At 63.5% G+C, this 18,334-nt stretch carries 21 protein-coding genes; 8 read left to right on the forward strand and 13 right to left on the reverse strand.

Features of this window, described 5'->3' with window-relative positions; genetic code table 11:
- Positions 1-29 precede the first annotated feature (29 nt).
- On the reverse strand, positions 30-1,097 hold the full coding sequence (locus FJ964_RS02570; RefSeq protein WP_140548864.1) for an aldo/keto reductase: 1,068 nt from the start codon (positions 1,095-1,097) through the stop codon (positions 30-32).
- Between the two features lie 121 nt (positions 1,098-1,218).
- Positions 1,219-1,680 (reverse strand): hypothetical protein, encoded by a 462-nt coding sequence (locus FJ964_RS02575; protein ID WP_140549373.1) that lies wholly within the window; start codon positions 1,678-1,680, stop codon positions 1,219-1,221.
- A gap of 402 nt (positions 1,681-2,082) precedes the next feature.
- On the opposite strand from FJ964_RS02575, the gene FJ964_RS02580 reads away from it, so the two are divergent.
- Positions 2,083-2,229 carry a hypothetical protein gene (locus FJ964_RS02580; protein ID WP_181172380.1) on the forward strand — a complete coding sequence of 49 codons (147 nt, stop codon included), beginning with the start codon at positions 2,083-2,085 and terminating at the stop codon, positions 2,227-2,229.
- A 58-nt stretch (positions 2,230-2,287) separates the two neighbouring features.
- Here FJ964_RS02580 and FJ964_RS02585 read toward each other — a convergent pair whose 3' ends face one another.
- The gene (locus FJ964_RS02585; RefSeq protein ID WP_140548868.1) at positions 2,288-2,794 is read right to left on the reverse strand and encodes a DUF1993 family protein; all 507 of its coding nucleotides are present in this window, start codon (positions 2,792-2,794) and stop codon (positions 2,288-2,290) included.
- A 141-nt stretch (positions 2,795-2,935) separates the two neighbouring features.
- On the opposite strand from FJ964_RS02585, the gene FJ964_RS02590 reads away from it, so the two are divergent.
- Positions 2,936-3,973, forward strand: a complete 1,038-nt coding sequence (locus tag FJ964_RS02590) for a DUF1176 domain-containing protein (protein ID WP_140548870.1) — start codon at positions 2,936-2,938, stop codon at positions 3,971-3,973.
- Between the two features lie 44 nt (positions 3,974-4,017).
- Here FJ964_RS02590 and FJ964_RS02595 read toward each other — a convergent pair whose 3' ends face one another.
- From FJ964_RS02595 to FJ964_RS02635, 8 genes are all read right to left on the reverse strand, one after another.
- Complete coding sequence (locus FJ964_RS02595) at positions 4,018-5,190, reverse strand: epoxide hydrolase family protein (protein ID WP_140548872.1); 1,173 nt, start codon at positions 5,188-5,190, stop codon at positions 4,018-4,020.
- Positions 5,191-5,287: 97 nt separating this feature from the next.
- Positions 5,288-6,142 carry an alpha/beta hydrolase gene (locus FJ964_RS02600; RefSeq protein WP_140548874.1) on the reverse strand — a complete coding sequence of 285 codons (855 nt, stop codon included), beginning with the start codon at positions 6,140-6,142 and terminating at the stop codon, positions 5,288-5,290.
- A 242-nt stretch (positions 6,143-6,384) separates the two neighbouring features.
- Positions 6,385-7,995, reverse strand: a complete 1,611-nt coding sequence (locus FJ964_RS02610; RefSeq protein WP_140548876.1) for a molybdopterin-binding/glycosyltransferase family 2 protein — start codon at positions 7,993-7,995, stop codon at positions 6,385-6,387.
- A complete protein-coding gene (locus FJ964_RS02615; RefSeq protein ID WP_140548878.1) occupies positions 7,992-8,696 on the reverse strand; it encodes an XdhC family protein in 705 nt (234 codons plus the stop codon). The genes FJ964_RS02610 and FJ964_RS02615 overlap by 4 nt, the downstream gene beginning before the upstream one ends.
- 6 nt (positions 8,697-8,702) lie before the next feature.
- Positions 8,703-9,041: an XdhC family protein gene (locus tag FJ964_RS02620; protein ID WP_140548880.1), complete on the reverse strand. Its 339-nt coding sequence runs from the start codon at positions 9,039-9,041 to the stop codon at positions 8,703-8,705.
- Between the two features lie 57 nt (positions 9,042-9,098).
- Positions 9,099-10,343, reverse strand: a complete 1,245-nt coding sequence (locus tag FJ964_RS02625) for a VWA domain-containing protein (RefSeq protein ID WP_140549374.1) — start codon at positions 10,341-10,343, stop codon at positions 9,099-9,101.
- A 10-nt stretch (positions 10,344-10,353) separates the two neighbouring features.
- The gene (locus tag FJ964_RS02630) at positions 10,354-11,283 is read right to left on the reverse strand and encodes a MoxR family ATPase (protein ID WP_140493800.1); all 930 of its coding nucleotides are present in this window, start codon (positions 11,281-11,283) and stop codon (positions 10,354-10,356) included.
- A complete protein-coding gene (locus tag FJ964_RS02635; protein ID WP_140548882.1) occupies positions 11,280-11,807 on the reverse strand; it encodes a flavin reductase in 528 nt (175 codons plus the stop codon). The genes FJ964_RS02630 and FJ964_RS02635 overlap by 4 nt, the downstream gene beginning before the upstream one ends.
- A gap of 180 nt (positions 11,808-11,987) precedes the next feature.
- On the opposite strand from FJ964_RS02635, the gene FJ964_RS02640 reads away from it, so the two are divergent.
- Positions 11,988-13,061, forward strand: coding sequence for an ABC transporter substrate-binding protein (locus FJ964_RS02640; RefSeq protein WP_140548884.1), 1,074 nt, complete (start codon positions 11,988-11,990; stop codon positions 13,059-13,061).
- Positions 13,061-14,080 (forward strand): P1 family peptidase, encoded by a 1,020-nt coding sequence (locus FJ964_RS02645; protein WP_140548886.1) that lies wholly within the window; start codon positions 13,061-13,063, stop codon positions 14,078-14,080. The genes FJ964_RS02640 and FJ964_RS02645 overlap by 1 nt, the downstream gene beginning before the upstream one ends.
- A gap of 16 nt (positions 14,081-14,096) precedes the next feature.
- On the opposite strand, the gene FJ964_RS02650 is transcribed toward FJ964_RS02645, so the two are convergent.
- Positions 14,097-14,351 carry a DUF2171 domain-containing protein gene (locus tag FJ964_RS02650; protein WP_140548888.1) on the reverse strand — a complete coding sequence of 85 codons (255 nt, stop codon included), beginning with the start codon at positions 14,349-14,351 and terminating at the stop codon, positions 14,097-14,099.
- Between the two features lie 139 nt (positions 14,352-14,490).
- Between FJ964_RS02650 and FJ964_RS02655 the strand changes: the two genes are divergently transcribed.
- From FJ964_RS02655 to purB, 3 genes are read left to right on the forward strand one after another with little or no spacing between them, the layout of a single operon-like run.
- Positions 14,491-14,763 carry a DUF2259 domain-containing protein gene (locus FJ964_RS02655; RefSeq protein ID WP_140548890.1) on the forward strand — a complete coding sequence of 91 codons (273 nt, stop codon included), beginning with the start codon at positions 14,491-14,493 and terminating at the stop codon, positions 14,761-14,763.
- 56 nt (positions 14,764-14,819) lie between these two features.
- Positions 14,820-15,284: a hypothetical protein gene (locus FJ964_RS02660; protein ID WP_181172366.1), complete on the forward strand. Its 465-nt coding sequence runs from the start codon at positions 14,820-14,822 to the stop codon at positions 15,282-15,284.
- Positions 15,285-15,343: 59 nt separating this feature from the next.
- Positions 15,344-16,651, forward strand: a complete 1,308-nt coding sequence (purB, locus tag FJ964_RS02665; protein ID WP_140548894.1) for an adenylosuccinate lyase — start codon at positions 15,344-15,346, stop codon at positions 16,649-16,651.
- Between the two features lie 62 nt (positions 16,652-16,713).
- On the opposite strand, the gene FJ964_RS02670 is transcribed toward purB, so the two are convergent.
- Entirely contained in the window at positions 16,714-17,526 is an 813-nt protein-coding gene (locus FJ964_RS02670) for a VOC family protein (protein WP_140548895.1), read from the reverse strand.
- A 247-nt stretch (positions 17,527-17,773) separates the two neighbouring features.
- Between FJ964_RS02670 and FJ964_RS02675 the strand changes: the two genes are divergently transcribed.
- Positions 17,774-18,328 carry an alpha/beta hydrolase gene (locus FJ964_RS02675; RefSeq protein WP_140549375.1) on the forward strand — a complete coding sequence of 185 codons (555 nt, stop codon included), beginning with the start codon at positions 17,774-17,776 and terminating at the stop codon, positions 18,326-18,328.
- Positions 18,329-18,334 lie beyond the last annotated feature (6 nt).

Below are 18,334 nucleotides of genomic sequence, written 5' to 3' on the forward strand. Positions count from 1 at the left end.
ATTCTTGGTTAATTGCACTCACGAGCCAATCAAGGACAGGGATTGCCGACCCGCTGGTGAATGGCGTCCACCGCCTTCTGCATCTCTTCGGTCCAGACGACCTCGACTGAAGACAGCGCCATTTCGAGTTGCGAAATGGTCGTCGCGCCAATGATGTTAGAGGTGACAAAGGGCCTGCTCGCCACATAGGCGTTGGCGAACAGCGCCGGCTCCAGGCGAAAGGAGCGCGCCAGCTCGTTATATTCAAGCTGCGCCTCGGCGGCGTTAGGCGTCTCGTAACGCTGGCCGCGATTGAAGAGCTGCGTGCGCGACCCCTGCGGACGCGCACCGTGATCGTATTTGCCCGAGAGATAACCCTGTGCCAGCGGCGAATAGGCAAGCAGCGAGACCTCTTCGCGATCGCAGACTTCGGCGAGGTTCACCTCGAAGGTGCGGTTGACCAGATTGTAGGCGTTCTGGATCGAGGCGACGCGCGGACCAATGGCTTTGTCAGCCTCTGCAATGAAGCGCATGACGCCCCAGGAGCTCTCGTTCGACAGGCCGAAATGGCGGATCTTTCCTGCCTTCATCAGCTCGTCAAAAACGGCAAGCGTCTCCGCGATCGGCGTTTCCCCGGTCGGCGCCCCGACGGAATCAGTGCGGCGCGCCACAGCGCCGACGCGCGTCGGATTGGCGCCCCAGGGTATGTCCCGCTCCGGCCAGTGGATCTGGTAGAGGTCGATATAGTCCGTGCCGAGCCTGGCCAGCGATTTGTCGACGGCATCGAAGATATCGGCGCGCACCAGCTGCGACGGCCTGTCGCCGCGAAACCAGCTGTTGGCGGTGCGCCCGACGACCTTCGAGGCGAGTATCACCTTGTCGCGGTTGCCTTTTGCCTTCATCCAGCTGCCGATGATCTTCTCGGTCCGCCCCTGCGTCTCCGCCTTGGGCGGGATCGGGTAGAGCTCGGCAGTGTCGATGAAATTCACCCCGCGCGAAAAGGCCAGGTCCATCTGGGCGTGGCCGTCGGCTTCGGTGTTCTGCTGGCCCCAGGTCATCGAACCGAGGCAGATCTGGGTGACAAGAAGATCGGTCCGACCGAGACGGCGTTTGTGCATGGAAGTGTGCTCCGGCGGGAAAAGCTTGCGCGGCTGCGCGGGGAAGGAAGTTTCATCCTACAAGAAAGCAGAGGCGCTCTCCAAGCCTCGGCAAGCCGACTTTTGCGTGAACCAGGCTGCGCTAGCGGCGAGCCCCTGCCAGGGCGCGCCGCTTGGCCTCGTCGATCAGCATGTTAGCCACCTGCATGCGGATCATGGCGCGCTGGCGCAGGTGCGGCGCGACGCGGTCGGGATGGTTCGAAAAGGCGAAGCTGCGGCGCATGCGGCCAAAATCGGCGACAGCCTTAGGCGTGTTCAATCCCAATTCCACGGCAATTGATTCGGGATCGATCGGTGGCAGTTTTTCTTCGGGCCTTGTCTCCTCGCCCGCAAGTGCCAGCTTCGCATGATCGAGCAGGGCCGCGAATTCTGCGGCGAGATCCGCGCCTGCCTCGCGATACTCGGTGGCAAATCCGCTGCCAGAAACCTTGATACGGCCGGAATGAAGCTCGTCGGCGACGGAAAGATAGTCAAATGGAATCGACGGGCGAGTGGCGGCCTCTTCGCCGTCCTTGTCGGGGGCAACGAAGAGATCATCGAGCAACGAAGCGAAATCCCGCTTGGCGCTGGTAACGATGTCAGCCTCCCCAGTCTCACGGTGTGTTCGAGACATCCACCTTAGGGTCCGCTCGTTAAAAATGCATGCCGCCGATTTTAACAATTGAAAGCGTTGACGAGACTGGACCGCAGCCCCGTCACTCACAAAAGGCCAGGCCGCACTTTCGGCAGTCCGGAATTCGCCGGAAGCGGCGAGGAAAAACCGGCCAAGTGCCAGCAAGAGGGATTTCGCGATCTGCAAAAATTTCAGGCGATGCAGGATTGTGGCAGAAAATTTTGCTGAGCATGGCAGGCATGCAAATGCTGCACTGCACAATTGTCACGAATCCCCTATATTCCGACGCTGGGAGGTCCAACAGGGGCCTGGATTATGGGGTTCTTCACTGAAATGTTCGCGCGGCCACGGCCGCAGGAACGTCTGCGTTATCGTGCCGCGCTCGCGCTGCTGCATTCCATGAGCAATGCGGACCGCGCCGACATCGGCATCAAGCCCGCCGATTTCCCGCGCATCGCCCGCGAAATGTCCGTTCGCTAGTTCCGGCAGCCAGGATATTTTCCGCTCCTGATGCGCAACGCCTTGACGGCGTGATCCGTCAACGCGAGCCCAGGAACGTTGCCTTGCCCAGCGGCACACCATTGTGGCGAAGAATGTCGTAGGCGGTGGTGAGGTGGAAATAGAAGTTGGGCATGGCCAGATGCAGGAGATACTGCAAACCGGCCATCGAGACCTCGCGCCCGCCGAGCCTGACCTCGACAATCCGCTCGTCCGAACCTTCGAGATCGGCCGCGGAGAACGTCGCCAGATGGTCAAGCGTCTTGGCGATGCGTGCCTGCAATTCGGCAAAGCTCGCCTCATTGTCCTCGTATTTGGGAACCTCCCGGCCGGCGAGCCGCGATGGGGCTCCTTTGGCATGGTCGGTGGCGATCTGCACCTGCCTGGTCAGCGCGAACATGTCGGGCGCCAGCCGCGCCGTCAGGAATACCTGCGGGTCGATCTTGCGCTCACCAGCGTTCTGTTCGGCCGTGGACAGCACGCTGGACAGCGCTTTCAACCGGGTCGAAAACACGACCACCGATACTTCATACATGGATAGGGTCACGCAATTATCTCCCGGGCAGTTGAGGCGCCGTGAGTGCGAACTAGCGCCTTCCCGGGCGATTCTTCAAGCGATACCCGCAAGGCGTCACCACGTCGCCGCAATCACCGTGGTAGAATTTCCGTTACCGCGTGGAGATTCCCGATGAGACACGCTTTTCTCGCAGCTACCGCCTTGTTTTCCCTTGCCTCCATCGCCCAGTCGGCACCTGCCGACGAGGCGCCCTACGTCGATGACAGGTCGAGCGCCGAGGCGGTTGTCCGCTCGCTCTACAGCGCCATCAACCGGCATGAATTCGCGCGTGCCTGGGGTTATTACGGCGATACCAAGCCGGCCAAGGACTTCGACAGCTTCGTCAAGGGCTATGACGGTACCGACAAGGTGGATGTCAGGACCGGCGCCGTATCCAACGAGGGCGCGGCAGGCAGCATCTACTACAGCGTTCCGGTCGCCATCCAGGCAACCGACAAGAAGGGCGAGGCGAAGGTCTTTGCCGGCTGCTACACGCTGCGCCAGGTCAATGCCCAGATTCAGGCGCCGCCATTCCAGCCGATCTTCATCGACAGCGGAGCGCTGAAGCCGTCGAGCGCGGATTTCGAGCAGGCTGTGCCGGCTAGCTGTGGCGACGGCCCGCCGCCGCCGAAGAAGGATGCAGCCCTGGAGCAGGCCAAGAAGGCTTTCCTGGCCAGCTATAGCGATCAATGCGACAGGGATCTCGCGGCCAAGGAGCCGGAGATTTTTTCCATTAAATACAGGGACAAGGATGCGGCGGCCGGCGATCCCGACAAGGAAACGCGCCTGTTCCATTTTTCCTGCTCGGCGGCCGCATACAATGAAAGCTCGATCTACTACATGACCGACGAGGCGAACGGCGTCAGGCAATTGCAGTTCACCGAACCGGAGATGGACATCCGCTACGTAAACAACGACAGCGAAGGCAAGGTCGAATCCATGCACATCGTCGGCTTTCAGACCACCGGCTGGGCGACCAATTCCAGCTACGACCAGGACGCCCACACGATCACCACCTTCAACAAATGGCGCGGCGCCGGCGATGCCTCGTCAGCAGGCACCTATCTGTTCCGCAACGGCGATTTTTCGCTCGTCCAGTACGACGTCGACGCCTCCTATGACGGCGAGGAAAACCCGCAGACGGTTGTCGACTACAACACCGCTCCGTAGGGAAGACTCAATCAAGAACGCCGCGTTCGACCCGTCCTTCGCATTCACCTTCTCGATTCAGGCCGCGAACGCATCGGCCGAAAGAAGGCGCGAATGTCCTGGACCAGAAGATTGGGCTCCTCCAGCGCAGCGAAATGGCCGCCCTGCGGCATCGGTGTCCATCGCTGCACGTCGAAGACCCTCGCCACCCAGGAGCGCGGCGGCATTGGCAGTTCGCGGGGGAAAAGCGCTACCCCAAGCGGCGGCGAAACGCGTTCCTGCGCCTTGAACGCAAGAGGGGACAGCCGATTCTCCTTGTAGAGTCGCAAGGACGAGGTGAGCGCATTGGTGAACCAGTAGAGAGAAACGTCCGTAAGGAGCGCGTCCATGCCAAAGGCGCGTTCCACGTCACCGTCGCAATCGCTCCAGGAACGGAACTTCTCGATCATCCAGGCTGCGAGACCGATCGGCGAGTCTGTCAGCGCATAAGCAAGCGTCTGAGGCTTCGTGCCCTGCAGATGGGCATAGGCACCCTCCGTTGCCGTCCAGGCCGCAGCCTTGTCCAGAAATGCCTGTTCCTCAACGGTGACAGGTGGCTCAGTTGCACCCAAGGGTGGCCGATAGCTCCCGGGAATGTAATTGACGTGAACGCCAAGCACGTTTTCAGGAAGGAGCCGTGCCATCCAGGCGGAGACGCCCGCGCCGATGTCGCCGCCCTGGCAAGCGAAGCGGTCATAGCCGAGCCCGCACATCAACTGCACCCATAGCTCCGCGATGCGGCCGGAGTGGAAGCCTGGTTCCGTCGGAGCCTGCGAGAAGCCATGTCCGGGCAACGAGGGAACCACGACGTGGAAAGCGTCGGCTGGGTCACCACCATGGGCAGATGGATCCGTCAGCAATGGAATGATGTGTTCCATTTCGATGAAGGAACCGGGCCAGCCATGCGTGATGATCAGCGGCAGCGGCGCCGGTCCGGTGCCTGGCTGGTGGACAAAATGGACGTCCAGGTTGTTCACCCTGGCCAGATATTGCGGCAGCCGGTTCAGCCGCGCCTCTTGCGCCCTCCAGTCGAAGCGATCTCGCCAGTAATCCGCAAGGCGCTCCATGAACGGCAGGTCGGCCCCATCGTTCCAGCCTGTTTCGATCGGCGGAACGGGCCATCGCGTTGCGTGAAGACGGCCCTGGAGATCCTCAAGTTGTTCGCTCGGAATCTGGATATTGAAGGGGCGAGCGTCCATCGCCGTGCTTCCGAGCCGTTGGATCATATCAGCCACCTGCGAGAGGATATCGGCCGAACGATGATAGCCAAACCCAATGCTCTCTGGCCGACATGCATCAAGGCGCCTTCGACAGCATCCAGTTGAGCGTGCCGCGCCAGTCGGTCATGCGGATCGGCGTACCATGGGTGCCGGTCTCGAAACGGACAAACCGCGTCGGATAGGGATAGGCTTTCGATCTTGCGATGATGGAGCGGAAGAACGCTTCCTGCTTTTCCACGGGGAAAACCACGTCATGGCTGCCTTGGCCGAAGAAGACCGGGACATGTCGCCTGAAGGCAGGGCTTGCAAGGAAACTCTCGTCCCATAGCGAGCCGAGCAGCAGCAGCCCGTTGATGCGCCGGCCGGTATCGCTGCGGGCGGCAAGCTTCCAGCACAGGGCGCCGCCCATCGAGCCACAGGCGACGAAGATTTTCGCGGCTGGCGATTGTTCGGCATAGTGATTGATCAGGGCCGCGACCTGCGCCGCGCCGGTGTCGCCGAAATCGGAAAAGTCCGGGCTGAGATAGAGGCCGCCATTGCCGGCCATCAGGTTTTTCAGTCGGTTGAAATTACCGCCGAAGGTGAAGTCGTCGACGCCCTGCTTGCGGCTGCCCCCCTGCCCGTGCAGGTAAAGCACCATGATACCGGCGCCTTGCGTCTTGCCAACGGCAATGTGCCTGACATCGCCGACATCGGTCTTCAACAGCAGATCCTGCTGCACCTTGCGTACGCCGGTGTCGGTGTACTGGGCGTGCACCCTTCGCTCCGGCACCTGGTCACGCTGGTTGATGTCACGCATCTCTCGGTAGTCGATGACCGTATAGGCGCCATTGGTGTCGGATGAGAGCGTCGGGGGATAGGCGAACAGATCGTCCTTGAAGGGTTTTAGTTCGAGCGCATCGGCATAGGCGGCGGAAAACAAGAAAAGCAAGGCTGTGAGGGCAGCGCGGCACGCCCCCCTCTGGCTTGCCGGCCATCTCCCCCTCAAGGGGAGAGATTGGACATATGTTCGGCTTTCGCCAACCTCCACGCTTGCAAGGCGGGAGCCGTCATCGAAACTGTCGATTTCCCCCCTTGAGGGGGGGATGGCCGGCAGGCCAGAGGGGGGTAGAAGCGCAGACGCTGGTGAACTGAAAACCATCACTCAGCCATGCGTAATTCAGCTTCGGTTTGTCAATCCTGCAGCACGCCGCCGGCGCCTTCCAGCGCCTCGCGGGTGTCGACATCAACGGACGCGCCCTCGCCGATCTCCACATCGATGACGTCGAGCCCCTCGGCCTCCACCAGATGGCGTGCGCCGGTATCGCCTTCGAGATGGGCGATCGCCGGGAACAGCGAGCGCGGCAGAAGTACCGGGTTGCCGCGTTTGCCAAGGTGCGAGGCGCGGACCACCGAATTGCCTCCGGCCTTGCGGAAGGCATCGATCAGCCGGTCGAGATCGCCGGACGAGACACCCGGCATGTCTCCGAGAACGATCATCGCACCGGCGGCGTCTCCCGGCAGATAGGCCATACCGGCTTTCACGGAGGTGGAGAGCCCATCGGCAAAATCGGGATTGTCGGCGAAGGTCACGTCCAGGCCCGACAACGCGCCGCGCACCCGCTCACGTTGATGGCCGGTGACGACGATCGTGCCCGAAGCTTGCGAGGCGAGCGCACGCTCTGCTGTACGGCGGACCAACGGTTGGCCGTCGAAAAGCGCCATAAGCTTGTTCGGCCCGCCCATGCGGCTCGAACGGCCTGCTGCCAAAAGCACGATCCCAACCTTGAGCCGGCTTACGGCCGGCAGCGGTTCGCGCGGCTGCGGGCGTGTCGGGATTTCCATCAGCAGGCCGCCGACGCCCATGCCGGCGATGTCGGTCGCCGTTACGTCGAGGCCGGCGATCAGCCGGTCGAGCACCCAGTCGAAGCCGTTCTCCTTGGGGCTGCGGGCGCAGCCCGGCGCGCCGATGATCTGCTTGCCGGCAAGCCTGCCGAGCACCAGCAGATTGCCGGGGTCGACCGGCATGCCGGCGCGGATGACGGTACCGCCCGCTTCCTCGATCGCGGCCGGAACGACGTCGGCGAAATCGCTCATGGCCGAAGCGCCGAAGATCACCACCATGTCGTTATCGCGCGCCAGCGAGGCGGCCGCCTCGGCCACGCGCGCAACCTCGTGCGGCGTGCGGCGCTCGGCCGTCAGCCGCCCGCCCGAACGCGCCAGCCGTGCCTCGGTGACGCGCAACGTCTTGTCGAGCACGCTCGGCTTGACGCCCGGCAAGACGGTCTGGATGACACCGACACGAATGGGCCGATAGGCATTGACGGCAAAGATCTCGCCGCCGGCGCAGATCTTCATGACCGCATCGACCAGCGCCGACCCGACGGCGAAGGGAATGATCTTCACTGTCGCTACCATCTGGCCCTTCTCAACCGGCGCATGCTGGCCAAGCGTGGCAATGGTGATGGTTGGATCGACGGCATTGATGGCGTCGATCATCGCGCTGCTGACGGTGAAGACGCCAGCGGCTTGGGCATGGAGGTTGACCCGCCCGGTCGCGGCAGGCTTGGCCGCGACATTGCGGTGGCGCATACCGGTCGCGATCCGTTCAGCGGCGGCGTCTTCGCCCAGATCGCCGGGAGAAAGCACGGCCGCGACGACTTCGCCGATGCCCGCCGCTTTCAGCACCCCGACATCCTCTGCACTCAGCCGATGCGCTTTGCGGAAACGTCGCTCGCCGACCGTCGCCGCGTGCGCAAGCACGGCGCCCTCAGCCTGTTCGATAGGAACCGGGCCGAATTTCACGCTGCGGCGTCCCTGGCTTCAAGGCCGCGCGAGCGAAATGCGTGAATAACCTGCGCCAGCACGGCGACGGCGATCTCGGCGGGGCTGGCCGCACCGATGTCGAGACCGATCGGCGCCTGGATGCGACCGATCTGCTCGGAACTGGCGCCCAGCGCCAACAGGCGCTCGACCCGCTTGGCGTGGGTTTTCCTGCTGCCGAGTGCCCCGACATAGAAGCACCTGGCGTCGAGCGCCGCTTTCAACGCGAAATCGTCGATCTTGGGATCGTGGGTGACGGCAGCGACCGCCGTGTAGCTGTCGAGTGGCTGTCGTTGCAGGACCTCCGCAGGCCATTCGGCGTGCAACGCGACGTCGGGGAAGCGGTCCGACGTGGCAAAAGCCGTGCGCGGATCGATGATCTCGACTGGATAGCCGGCGATCCTGGCCATCGGCGCCAGCGCCTGGCTGATATGCACGGCGCCGATCACCACCAGGCGCGGATGCGGCAGATGCGCGTTGAGAAAGAAGGTCCGCCCTTCCGCTTCGACCGAGCCGGAATTCCCGGTGCGGAACGCCTTGCTGATCGCCGCACCGAGATCGCCGGCGACCGCATCGCCTTCGCGCACGACACGGTCGCGGCCATCACCAAGATCGGTGACCAGGATCGCGGCGCGGCGCGCGCGACGCTCGGCGTTGAGTGTTTTCAGCGCATAAGGATCCATCGAAGATCAGCCTAGCCTTTCCACATAAACTTTGATGCGGCCGCCGCAGGAAAGGCCCACCTGCCAGGCGGTCTCGTCGGCGACGCCGAATTCCAGCATTCTGGGCTTGCCGGTGCCGATGACGTCCATGGCCTCCGTGACCACGGCGCCTTCGACACAGCCGCCCGAAACCGAGCCGTGGAAATTGCCGTCGGCGTCGATGACCAGATGGCTGCCGGCCGGGCGTGGCGCGGAACCCCAGGTCTCGACGACGGTCGCGATGGCGACATCCTTGCCGTCCTTCATCCAGCCTTCCGCGATGATCAGCGGGTCGCGGGCCTCGTCGAGATAAATGCTGTCGCTCATCGTTGCTTCTCTCAGGGTCTGTTTTTCCCGAAAATATGTGTCTTCAGCAGCATATGGCTACGCGGCGCGCCTCGCGCCACCCTCCATCCATCGCCGCGGATCGACGGCATATCCAGGCTTCCGGTCCAGCGAAGCGCAGAGATCGGCGAGCGCGTCGAGATTGTGCACGGCACGGAATTCATCGACATGCGGCAGCATCGCCCTGACGCCGCGGGCGCGCGCCTGGAAACCGCCGAAGCGCAGCAAGGGGTTCAGCCAGATCAGCCGCCGGCAGGATTTGTGCAGACGCTCCATTTGCTCCGAGAGGCCGTCGACCGCGTCTCGCTCGAGCCCGTCGGTGATCAAAAGCACCACCGCGCCCTGTCCCAGCACGCGACGCGACCATATCAGGTTGAACTCGGCCAGCGTGTCGCCGATGCGCGTGCCGCCCGACCAGTCTTTCACCGCGGCGGAACAATCGGCCAAGGCGGCGTCGGGATCGCGATGGCGCATCTGGCGGCTCAGATTGGTGAGCCTGGTGCCGAAGACGAAAGTGTGCACGCGACGGCGCTTTTCCGTCAGAGCATGCAGGAAATGCAGGAAAATGCGCGTGTACTGGCTCATCGAACCGGAAATGTCGGCGAGCACGACCAGCGGCGGATACACTTCGCGGGGCGAGCGGAACTTCGGCAGGATCAGTTCACCGCCAGTGCGTGCAGCCGAGCGCATCATGGCACGCGGATCGATGCGGCGACCATGCGCATCGGCCTTGAACCGGCGTGTCCGCACCATGTCGAAGGGCAACCGCAGTTCGGCGATCGCTTTCCTGGCGTCGGCCATCTCGGCGGCATTCATCTGAGCGAAATCCTTGGCCCTCAGCACCTCGTTGCCGGAGAAAGTAAAGCGCGCGTCGACCTCGATCTCGGGGATTTCCTGCGCCGGCTGGTTCCTGCTGTGGCCTTCGAACATAACCTGGCTGACACGGCTTTCAGCCGTGCGTGGCTTCTGCTTCTCCCTGCTATCGGGCGCCACCGGCGAAAGCATCGCCAGCATCTTTTCCACCAGTTCACGCGACTTCCAGAATAGCCGGAAGGCCTCGTCGAAGGTGGCATGGTCCTCATGCCGCGACACCAGCACGGCATGCAGCGTCCAGTAGAAATCGTCGCGCGAGCCGATGCCGGCGGCAAGGACCGCCTCGATGGCGTCCTTGACCGAGGCCGGCCCGACCCGCATGCCTGATTTGCGCAAGACACGGGCGAAATAGACGATGTTGTCGGCGATGTGGCCGTCGACAGTCGCCTCCTTGGGTTCCGCGCGAGGCATGGCCATGCGCCTACTCCGCCGCCGAAAGCTCGGCCTTCACCTCGTCGAGGATACGCCGGCCTTCGCCCTCGCCGATGCGGGCAATGTCGTCCTGGTATTTCAGCAGCACGCCGATCGTGTCGGAGACGGTTTCCGGGTCGAGCGCGACTTTGTCGAGTTCGGTCAGCGCGCCGGCCCAGTCGATGGTCTCGGCGACGCCCGGCATCTTGAACAATTCGATCTGGCGCAGCTTCTGGATGAAGGAGACCACCTCGGCCGAAAGCCGGCTGTTCGCCTGCGGCACCTTGCGGCGCACGATCTCCAATTCCCGCTCGGCGCTGGGATAATCGACCCAGTGATAGAGGCAGCGCCGCTTCAGCGCGTCATGGATCTCGCGGGTGCGGTTGGTGGTGATGATGACGATCGGCGGTTCCTCCGCCCTGATCGTGCCGAGTTCGGGCACCGTCACCTGGAAATCGGAAAGGATCTCGAGCAGGAAGGCCTCGAACGCCTCGTCGGTGCGGTCGAGCTCGTCAATCAGGAAAACCGGGGCGGCGCCGGCCTTGCCGGTCAGCGCATCGAGAACCGGACGGCGTATCAGATATTTTTCCGAGAAAACGTTGCGCTCCATGTCGGAGCGGTCGACCTTGCCGGCCGCCTCCTCCATGCGGATCTCGATCATCTGCGCGGCATAATTCCACTCGTAGACGGCGGACGAGACGTCGAGACCCTCATAACATTGCAGACGGATCAGCCGGCGGCCGAGTGCCTCGGCCAGCACCTTGGCGATCTCGGTTTTGCCGACGCCGGCTTCGCCCTCGAGGAACAACGGCCGCTTCATGCGCAGCGACAGGAAAAGCACGGTGGCCAACGACCTGTCCGCCACATAGTCCGCGCCGGTCAGAAGATCGAGCGTCTCGTCGATCGTCCGCGGCACGGGGCGCGGTTTCAGCTCGGTCATTCCTTCTCCGTGGACGCCTCTGCCCCGCTTTCCAGAACGTGGTAGCCGCGGGCGTGATAGATCAGCGGCCGCAAATTATCGCCCATGCGCAGGCCTGTCACCTTGCCAAAAAGCACACGATGGGTGGCCAAGTCCTTGGTGTCGATCAGTTCGCAGTCGAACACCGCCAGCGCGCCCTTCAACGTCGGCGCGCCGGTGGAGATCACATCCCACTCCCCGAGCGCGAAACGTTCCTCGACCGGCAAGCCGGTCATGCCGGAAAAGCCCACCGACAGGGGCTCCTGGTGCGAGGCAAGCGTGTTCAAGGCAAACCTGCCGTTTTTCACGAACGGCTCATTCTTGGGATTTTCGCGGTTGAGGCAGACCAGAATGGTCGGCGGCGTGTCCGACACAGAACAGGCCGCGATCACCGTCGCGCCGCGCCTGCCGGCCGGACCGTCGGTGGTGACCACATGGACGTGGCCGGCAAAATGGCTCATCGCGTCGCGATAGGCCTGCGGCCCAATGTCGTTCTTCTTCAACACCGGAGATTTTCCATAACCAGAACCCTACCGCTATATATGGCTAGATATGACATGCCACAAGCGAAGCGCTTGGCCCATATCCCGATATTCGCGTGTTGCGCCAAGACCGGGCAGCCTTTAGGTCTTGGCGGGAGTGGCGCCGGGACCATCCGGACTCGCTTGGAGGAAGTCTTCGACAGGATGCGACCCGGGGGAACGATATCTGCCGCGCTGGCCTGGCTGCTGCTGACCGGCGCCGCCAGCGCCCAGACGCTGCTTGTCGGCGTTGCCGCGCCGCTCTCCGGATCCTCGGCGATCCTCGGCAGGCAGATCGAGGCGGGCGCCGAGATGGCGGCCCAGGTGAACGGCATCGAGTTCAAGACGGTCGACGATGCCTGCACGGCCGAGGGGGGTGCCGCGGCAGCCCGGGAATTCGCGGCCGCGAAGGTCAATGTGGTGGTTGGATTTCTCTGTACGGAAGCGATCGAGGCGGCGATGCCGATCCTCAAGGACGCGGGCATCCCCGTCATCACTGTTGGCGTGCGAACCGAGAGCCTGACTGACCGCCGTCCCAAGACCGGCTGGCCGATCTACCGGCTCGGACCGAGGGGCGGCGACGAGCGCAACGCCGTCGCCGCCACCCTTACCCGGCTTTGGCAGAACGAACTGTTCGCCGTCATCGACGACGGCACCATCTATGGCCGCGAGATCGCCGAGACATTGCGGGCGGCTGCCGAACAGGCGGCGCTGAAGCCGGTGTTCGTCGACACGTTCCGACCGCAGCTCGACAACCAGATCGGTCTGATTGGCCGGCTGAAGAAAGCCGGCGCAACCCATGTCTTTGCCGGTGGCGATGGCGACGACATCGCCATCATGGGTCGCGACGCCGCGCAACTCGACGCCGGCATCGTATTCGCCGGCGGCGAGAACCTGCGCACGCCGCCCGGCGCAGTGCCCTATGCCACGGGAACACTGATGATCGCTCCCCCCGAATGGGCCGATGTCGCCGATCCCAAGGTGATCGAGGCGTTCGCCGCGCAAAAGATCGTGCCGGACGGCTACACGCTGCCGGCCTATGCGGCGGTAGAAACCGCCAAGGCGGCCATGGCGGAAGCGGCAAGCTCCGGCAGGCCGCTTGCCGAAGCGCTCATCGGGCATGATTTCACCACGGCTATCGGGCCGGTGCGCTTTGACGCAAAAGGCGACCTCAGCCGGAATCCGTACCGCGTCTTCCGTTTCGATGGTGCCCGCTTCGTACCGTTGGAAAGCAACTGATGTTTCACACCGGCCCGCGCAACCTGATCACCGATGTCGCCGGTCTCAGCGTCGGCAATGCCTCCGATGCCCGACTGAAATCCGGCGTGACGACCGTCCTTTGCGACGAACCGGCTGTAGCCGGCGTCCAGATCCTGGGCGGTGCACCGGGCACGCGCGAGACGGACCTGCTCGAACCCCACAATTCGGTCGAGACGGTCCATGCCGTGGTGCTGTCGGGCGGGTCGGCTTTCGGCCTCGACGCAGCGTCCGGCGTACAGGCAGCGCTGCGCGAGCGTGGCATTGGCTTCGAGGTCGGCGGCTTTCGCGTGCCGATCGTGCCGGCGGCGATCCTGTTCGACCTGCGCAATGGCGGCGACAAGGACTGGGGCCGCTATCCGCCGTACCGCGATCTCGGCTACGCGGCGGCGCAGGCCGCCGGTTCGGATTTCCAGATCGGCACGACCGGCGCCGGCACCGGCGCGCTGACCTCCGGTCTGAAGGGTGGGCTTGGCTCGGCTTCGACGCTGCTTGACAATGGCGTCACGATCGGCGCGCTTGCGGCGGTCAATCCGATCGGCTCGGTAACCATCAGCCGAAGCCGCCATTTCTGGGCGGCTCCGTTCGAGATCGGCGATGAATTCGGCGCGCTTGGCTATCCCTCGCCGGTGCCGGACGACGCCAAAAGCATCCTCTTGAAGTTTCGCGACAAGACGTTCACGGACAAGGCGGATGCCGGCGGCAACACCACCATCGCCGTCATCGCCACCGACGCCGTTCTCACCAAGGCTGCCGCAAAGCGCCTGGCCATGTCGGCGCATGACGGTTTCGTGCGGGCCATATGGCCGACGCACACGCCGGCCGATGGCGATCTGGTCTTCGCGCTGGCGACGGGCAGGAGCGGTATCCGGCTCGAAGCCGACGCGGCAATCGACCTTTATGCCGCGGCAGGCGCCACGATGGCGCGCGCCATCACTCGCGGCGTTTTCGCCGCGACGCCCGCCGAGGGCGATCTGTTTCCGGTCTGGTCGTCGCGCTGACGGCGGTTACACGCGATCAGGTGGGGTCGGACTTTTCTTCCTCGAAAGTGACCGCGACGTCGGAATTCGCCGACAGCCAGACCTTCTTTCCCTCGACCTCCGCAACAAGGCTCAAGGGAATGAAATGGTGGTGCCCCTTATGCGCGCCCATGCCGCTGTCGGACTTGGTCAGCTTGATCCGCTGCCCCTCGACCTTGTCGACGGTGCCGACATGGACGCCATCGGCACCGATCACTTCCATATGCTCACGAATTTTGCTGGTGTCGGTCATGGTGGTTCTCCATTGGGACTGCCGACAATAACAGACGAGGCCGCGATTGGATGCATGGCGCTTGCTTTATCGGACAGCGCGACGCCGGCGTCTTGCCGTGATAGGGAATGGCGATATCGTTGGCCCGGCGGGAAACGTCATGCAAAACCGTCTTCTGTTTGCCGTTTGCCTGCTTGCGCAGTTTTGCGCGCTCGTCGCCGCCCGGGCCGGAGATGTCGCCGAGCTTGAAATCCTGGGCTTCACCAAGGACGGCGGCGTCTTCGCGTTCGAAGAATATGGCGTGCAGGATGGATCGGGATTTCCCTGCGGCAATCGCTACAGTCTCAGCGCCTATGCGGTGCTGATTGCGGTGCGCCAATATGGCTTCGAAGGGCCGGATTATCGCTGGATCGCGGTGACGGGTCACCTGTGACACCGCTCGTCCAACCCGCCAGGCGTCTCCGCACCCTGGGCCACCTCCGCCATGCCATACCTGCGCTGCGCACGGCGCTGCTCGGCGCTGTGGTGTGGGCCGCCACGATGGGCGCCAGCGCGCTCCTCAACCTGTTGCTGGAAAGTTGGGTGACGCCAGATAAAATCCGCACCGTGACGCTGCTGTTTGCAGGCGGCGGCGCTCTGGCCTTTCCTGTTGGCCTGTTCGCGGCACGGCTGGTCTCGCTCGGAAGGAGCCGGGAAGTCGCCTTCGCGGCGGCATTCGTGGGTCTCGCCGCGGCGACGATCGGCTTGACCGCCGGGCTGTATGCCTTGCAATACCGATCCTACTATGCCGAATGGCATGCACCCACCTTCACCCTCACCTGGGGGCTTCAGTTCGTCTTCACGATGGCGGTGGCGCTCTACCAGTTCGCGGTGCTCGGCGTCCGGCTCTATTTTCCGCTCGGCTTCGTCGCCTTGTTTGCCGCCAGCCTCTGGTTTGCGCGGCAGCGGCGTTGAGCATTTTGTCCGCCTCTGTTAGGACGCGGGCAAATTTCTCGACACGTCAGGACTGACCGATGATCCCTCGCTACTCCCGGCCGGAAATGGTGGCCATATGGTCGCCCGAAACCCGGTTCCGCATCTGGTTCGAGATCGAGGCTCATGCCTGCGACGCGCTGGCCGAACTCGGCGTCATTCCGAAACAGGCGGCGAAGACCATCTGGGAAAAAGGCAATGCCGCGAAGTTCGACGTCGATGCGATCGACGAGATCGAGCGCGTCACCAAGCACGACGTCATCGCTTTTCTCACCCATCTCGCCGAATTCGTCGGACCCGACGCCCGCTTCATCCATCAGGGCATGACATCCTCGGACGTTCTCGACACGTGTCTCGCGGTGCAGCTCACCCGTGCCAGCGACATGCTGCTGGCCGACATCGATGCGTTGCTTGCGGCGCTGAAGCGCCGCGCTTTCGAGCACAAGGATACCGTCACCATCGGCCGCAGCCACGGCATCCACGCCGAGCCGACCACTTTCGGCGTCAAGCTGGCGCAAGCCTATGCCGAATTTTCGCGCTGCCGCGAGCGGCTCGTGCACGCTCGCGAGGACATAGCCACCTGCGCCATTTCGGGAGCGGTCGGCACCTTCGCCAATATCGAGCCTTATGTCGAAGAGCATGTCGCGGCAAAGCTCGGGTTGAAGCCGGAGCCGGTATCGACGCAGGTGATCCCGCGCGACCGCCATGCCATGTTCTTCGCCACGCTCGGCGTCATCGCATCGTCGGTGGAGCGGCTGGCGATCGAGATCCGGCATCTGCAGCGCACCGAGGTGCTGGAAGCCGAAGAGTATTTTTCGCCTGGCCAGAAAGGTTCGTCGGCGATGCCGCACAAGCGCAATCCGGTGCTGACCGAGAACCTAACCGGCCTTGCCCGCATGGTGCGCTCCTTCGCACTGCCGGCGATGGAGAATGTGGCGCTCTGGCACGAGCGCGACATTTCGCATTCCTCGGTCGAGCGCATGATCGGGCCGGATGCGACGGTGACGCTGGATTTCGCGCTGGCGCGGCTGACCAGCGTCATCGACAAACTGCTCGTCTATCCCGACAACATGCTGAAGAACATGAACAAGTTCCGCGGCCTCGTGCATTCACAGCGCGTGCTCTTGGCATTGACGCAAGCCGGCGTCTCTCGTGAGGACGCCTACCGGCTGGTGCAGCGCAATGCCATGAAGGTGTGGGAACAAGGCGCTGATTTTCTTGAAGAATTGCTGGCCGACAAGGACGTCATCGCCGCCCTGCCGGAAGCCGAGATCCGGGAGAAATTCGACCTGGGCTATCACACCAAGCATGTCGACACGATCTTCCGGCGGGTGTTCGGAGAGGCGTGAGACGGGCTTTCCTTCTCCCCCTCGCTTTACGAGGAGAGAGTACCGCGGGACGTAACTGCCGATCACGCTTTGCCGGGAACGGTCCTGATCACCGTGCCCCACGGATCTTCGCGGGTCGTTTCATTGGCCACGTTGTCGGAACGCATCTCGACCCAGGCAAGGCCCGACCGAGCCGGGTCGCGGCGGCCGGCGCCGGCGCTCTGCCACGCATTGGCGCCGATATGATGATGGTAGTGGCCTGACGACAGGAACACAGCCTGGCCGCCATACTTCGCCACCGTGTCGAAGCCGAATTCCTGGTTCCACCAGGCTTCCGCCTCTTCCGGCCGGCCGACGCGCAGGTGGACGTGGCCGACAATGCTGTTTTCAGGCGCACCCTGCCAGCCGGCGTCACCGGCTGGCACGTCGGCAACGACGGCCGGTATGTTCAGCCGCTCGGTCGCCATCGCGATCTTGTCGCCGTTCCATTTCCAGTCCTGCGGCCGGCGATCGGCGTAGATCTCGATGCCGTTGCCTTCCGGGTCGGTCAAATAAAGCGCTTCGCTGACCAGATGGTCGGAGGCGCCTTCGATGGCGATCTTGCTGGCGATGGCGTGATTGATCCAGCGGCCAAGGTCGGCTCGGCTGGGCAGCAGGAAAGCGGTGTGGAACAGGCCGGCGCTGCGCGGATCGTCAGGCTTGGCCGAGGCATCCGGCTCCAGCACCAACAGCGGACGGTTAGCGGCGCCCAGGGTGATCGCGCCATCGGCGCGGCTCAATTCCTGCAAGCCGACAACGGCACGGTAATAAGCGGCCAGGCTTTCGGCATCGCGGGCCTTCAGACCGACGCGCGAGACGCTGACCGGCGTGGTCGCAGCAAAGGGCAGTTCACTCATCAAAGTCTCCGCTCGGCCAGCGCCGGTCGACACTCCCAAGGCAAGGAGCCCTGCGCCACCGGTCATCTTGCGTCGTGTCAGATCCAAAAGCCCGGCTCTTACACAGCTGTTTCGTTTCACCACGGTAGATCGTCGATCGCGATCGTTCACACAAGGCGAGAAAAATCGAACAGGTTGTTCACAATTGTGACGTGCCGTGCCTGCCGAGATAGTTGCACGAAACAGAGACGCTCGCTACATGCGCGCCATGAAGGTCAAGGACGCAGATATTCTCATCATCCCGGGCTATACCAATTCCGGACCCGAGCACTGGCAAACCCGCTGGCAATCCAGGCTGTCGACCGCGCGGCGCGTCGAACAGGCGGAATGGTCCAAGCCCGTGCGCGAGGACTGGACGGCGAGCGTGGCCAGCGCCGTCAACGAGGCCGAGAGACCCGTCGTCCTCGTCGCGCATTCGCTGGGCGTTGCCGCGGCGGTACAAGCCATCCCGCGGTTCCGCAAGCCGGTCGCCGGCGCATTCCTCGTGGCGCCGCCCGATGTCGCCAATCCGGAGATACGGCCAAGGCACCTGATGACGTTCGGCCCCTACTCACGCGAGCCCCTGCCCTTCCCGTCCATGGTGATTGCCAGCCGCAACGATCCGTTCTGCGCCTTCGACGTCGCCGAGGACATTGCGGGCGCCTGGGGGTCTCTCTTCATCGATGCCGGTGAAGCCGGTCACCTCAACGCCGATTCAGGCTTCGGCCCATGGCCCGAAGGTTCGATGACCTTCGCCAAATTCCTGACCGACCTGAAGGCCTGACGACCC

It is taken from the genome of Mesorhizobium sp. B2-3-2, from assembly GCF_006442295.1.
Taxonomy (GTDB): Bacteria; Pseudomonadota; Alphaproteobacteria; order Rhizobiales; family Rhizobiaceae; genus Mesorhizobium.

Excerpts from the sequence above, each read along its gene's own strand:
- FJ964_RS02675 (WP_140549375.1), top strand. The coding sequence starts at position 17,774 with ATGAAGGTCAAGGACGCAGATATTCTCATCATCCCGGGCTATACCAAT.
- FJ964_RS02670 (WP_140548895.1), bottom strand. The coding sequence starts at position 17,526 with ATGAGTGAACTGCCCTTTGCTGCGACCACGCCGGTCAGCGTCTCGCGC.
- FJ964_RS02645 (WP_140548886.1), top strand. The coding sequence starts at position 13,061 with ATGTTTCACACCGGCCCGCGCAACCTGATCACCGATGTCGCCGGTCTC.
- FJ964_RS02570 (WP_140548864.1), bottom strand. The coding sequence starts at position 1,097 with ATGCACAAACGCCGTCTCGGTCGGACCGATCTTCTTGTCACCCAGATC.
- FJ964_RS02650 (WP_140548888.1), bottom strand. The coding sequence starts at position 14,351 with ATGACCGACACCAGCAAAATTCGTGAGCATATGGAAGTGATCGGTGCC.
- FJ964_RS02590 (WP_140548870.1), top strand. The coding sequence starts at position 2,936 with ATGAGACACGCTTTTCTCGCAGCTACCGCCTTGTTTTCCCTTGCCTCC.
- FJ964_RS02580 (WP_181172380.1), top strand. The coding sequence starts at position 2,083 with ATGTTCGCGCGGCCACGGCCGCAGGAACGTCTGCGTTATCGTGCCGCG.
- FJ964_RS02615 (WP_140548878.1), bottom strand. The coding sequence starts at position 8,696 with ATGGATCCTTATGCGCTGAAAACACTCAACGCCGAGCGTCGCGCGCGC.
- FJ964_RS02595 (WP_140548872.1), bottom strand. The coding sequence starts at position 5,190 with ATGGACGCTCGCCCCTTCAATATCCAGATTCCGAGCGAACAACTTGAG.
- FJ964_RS02640 (WP_140548884.1), top strand. The coding sequence starts at position 11,988 with ATGCGACCCGGGGGAACGATATCTGCCGCGCTGGCCTGGCTGCTGCTG.
- FJ964_RS02620 (WP_140548880.1), bottom strand. The coding sequence starts at position 9,041 with ATGAGCGACAGCATTTATCTCGACGAGGCCCGCGACCCGCTGATCATC.
- FJ964_RS02655 (WP_140548890.1), top strand. The coding sequence starts at position 14,491 with ATGCAAAACCGTCTTCTGTTTGCCGTTTGCCTGCTTGCGCAGTTTTGC.
- FJ964_RS02625 (WP_140549374.1), bottom strand. The coding sequence starts at position 10,343 with ATGCCTCGCGCGGAACCCAAGGAGGCGACTGTCGACGGCCACATCGCC.
- FJ964_RS02630 (WP_140493800.1), bottom strand. The coding sequence starts at position 11,283 with ATGACCGAGCTGAAACCGCGCCCCGTGCCGCGGACGATCGACGAGACG.
- purB (WP_140548894.1), top strand. The coding sequence starts at position 15,344 with ATGATCCCTCGCTACTCCCGGCCGGAAATGGTGGCCATATGGTCGCCC.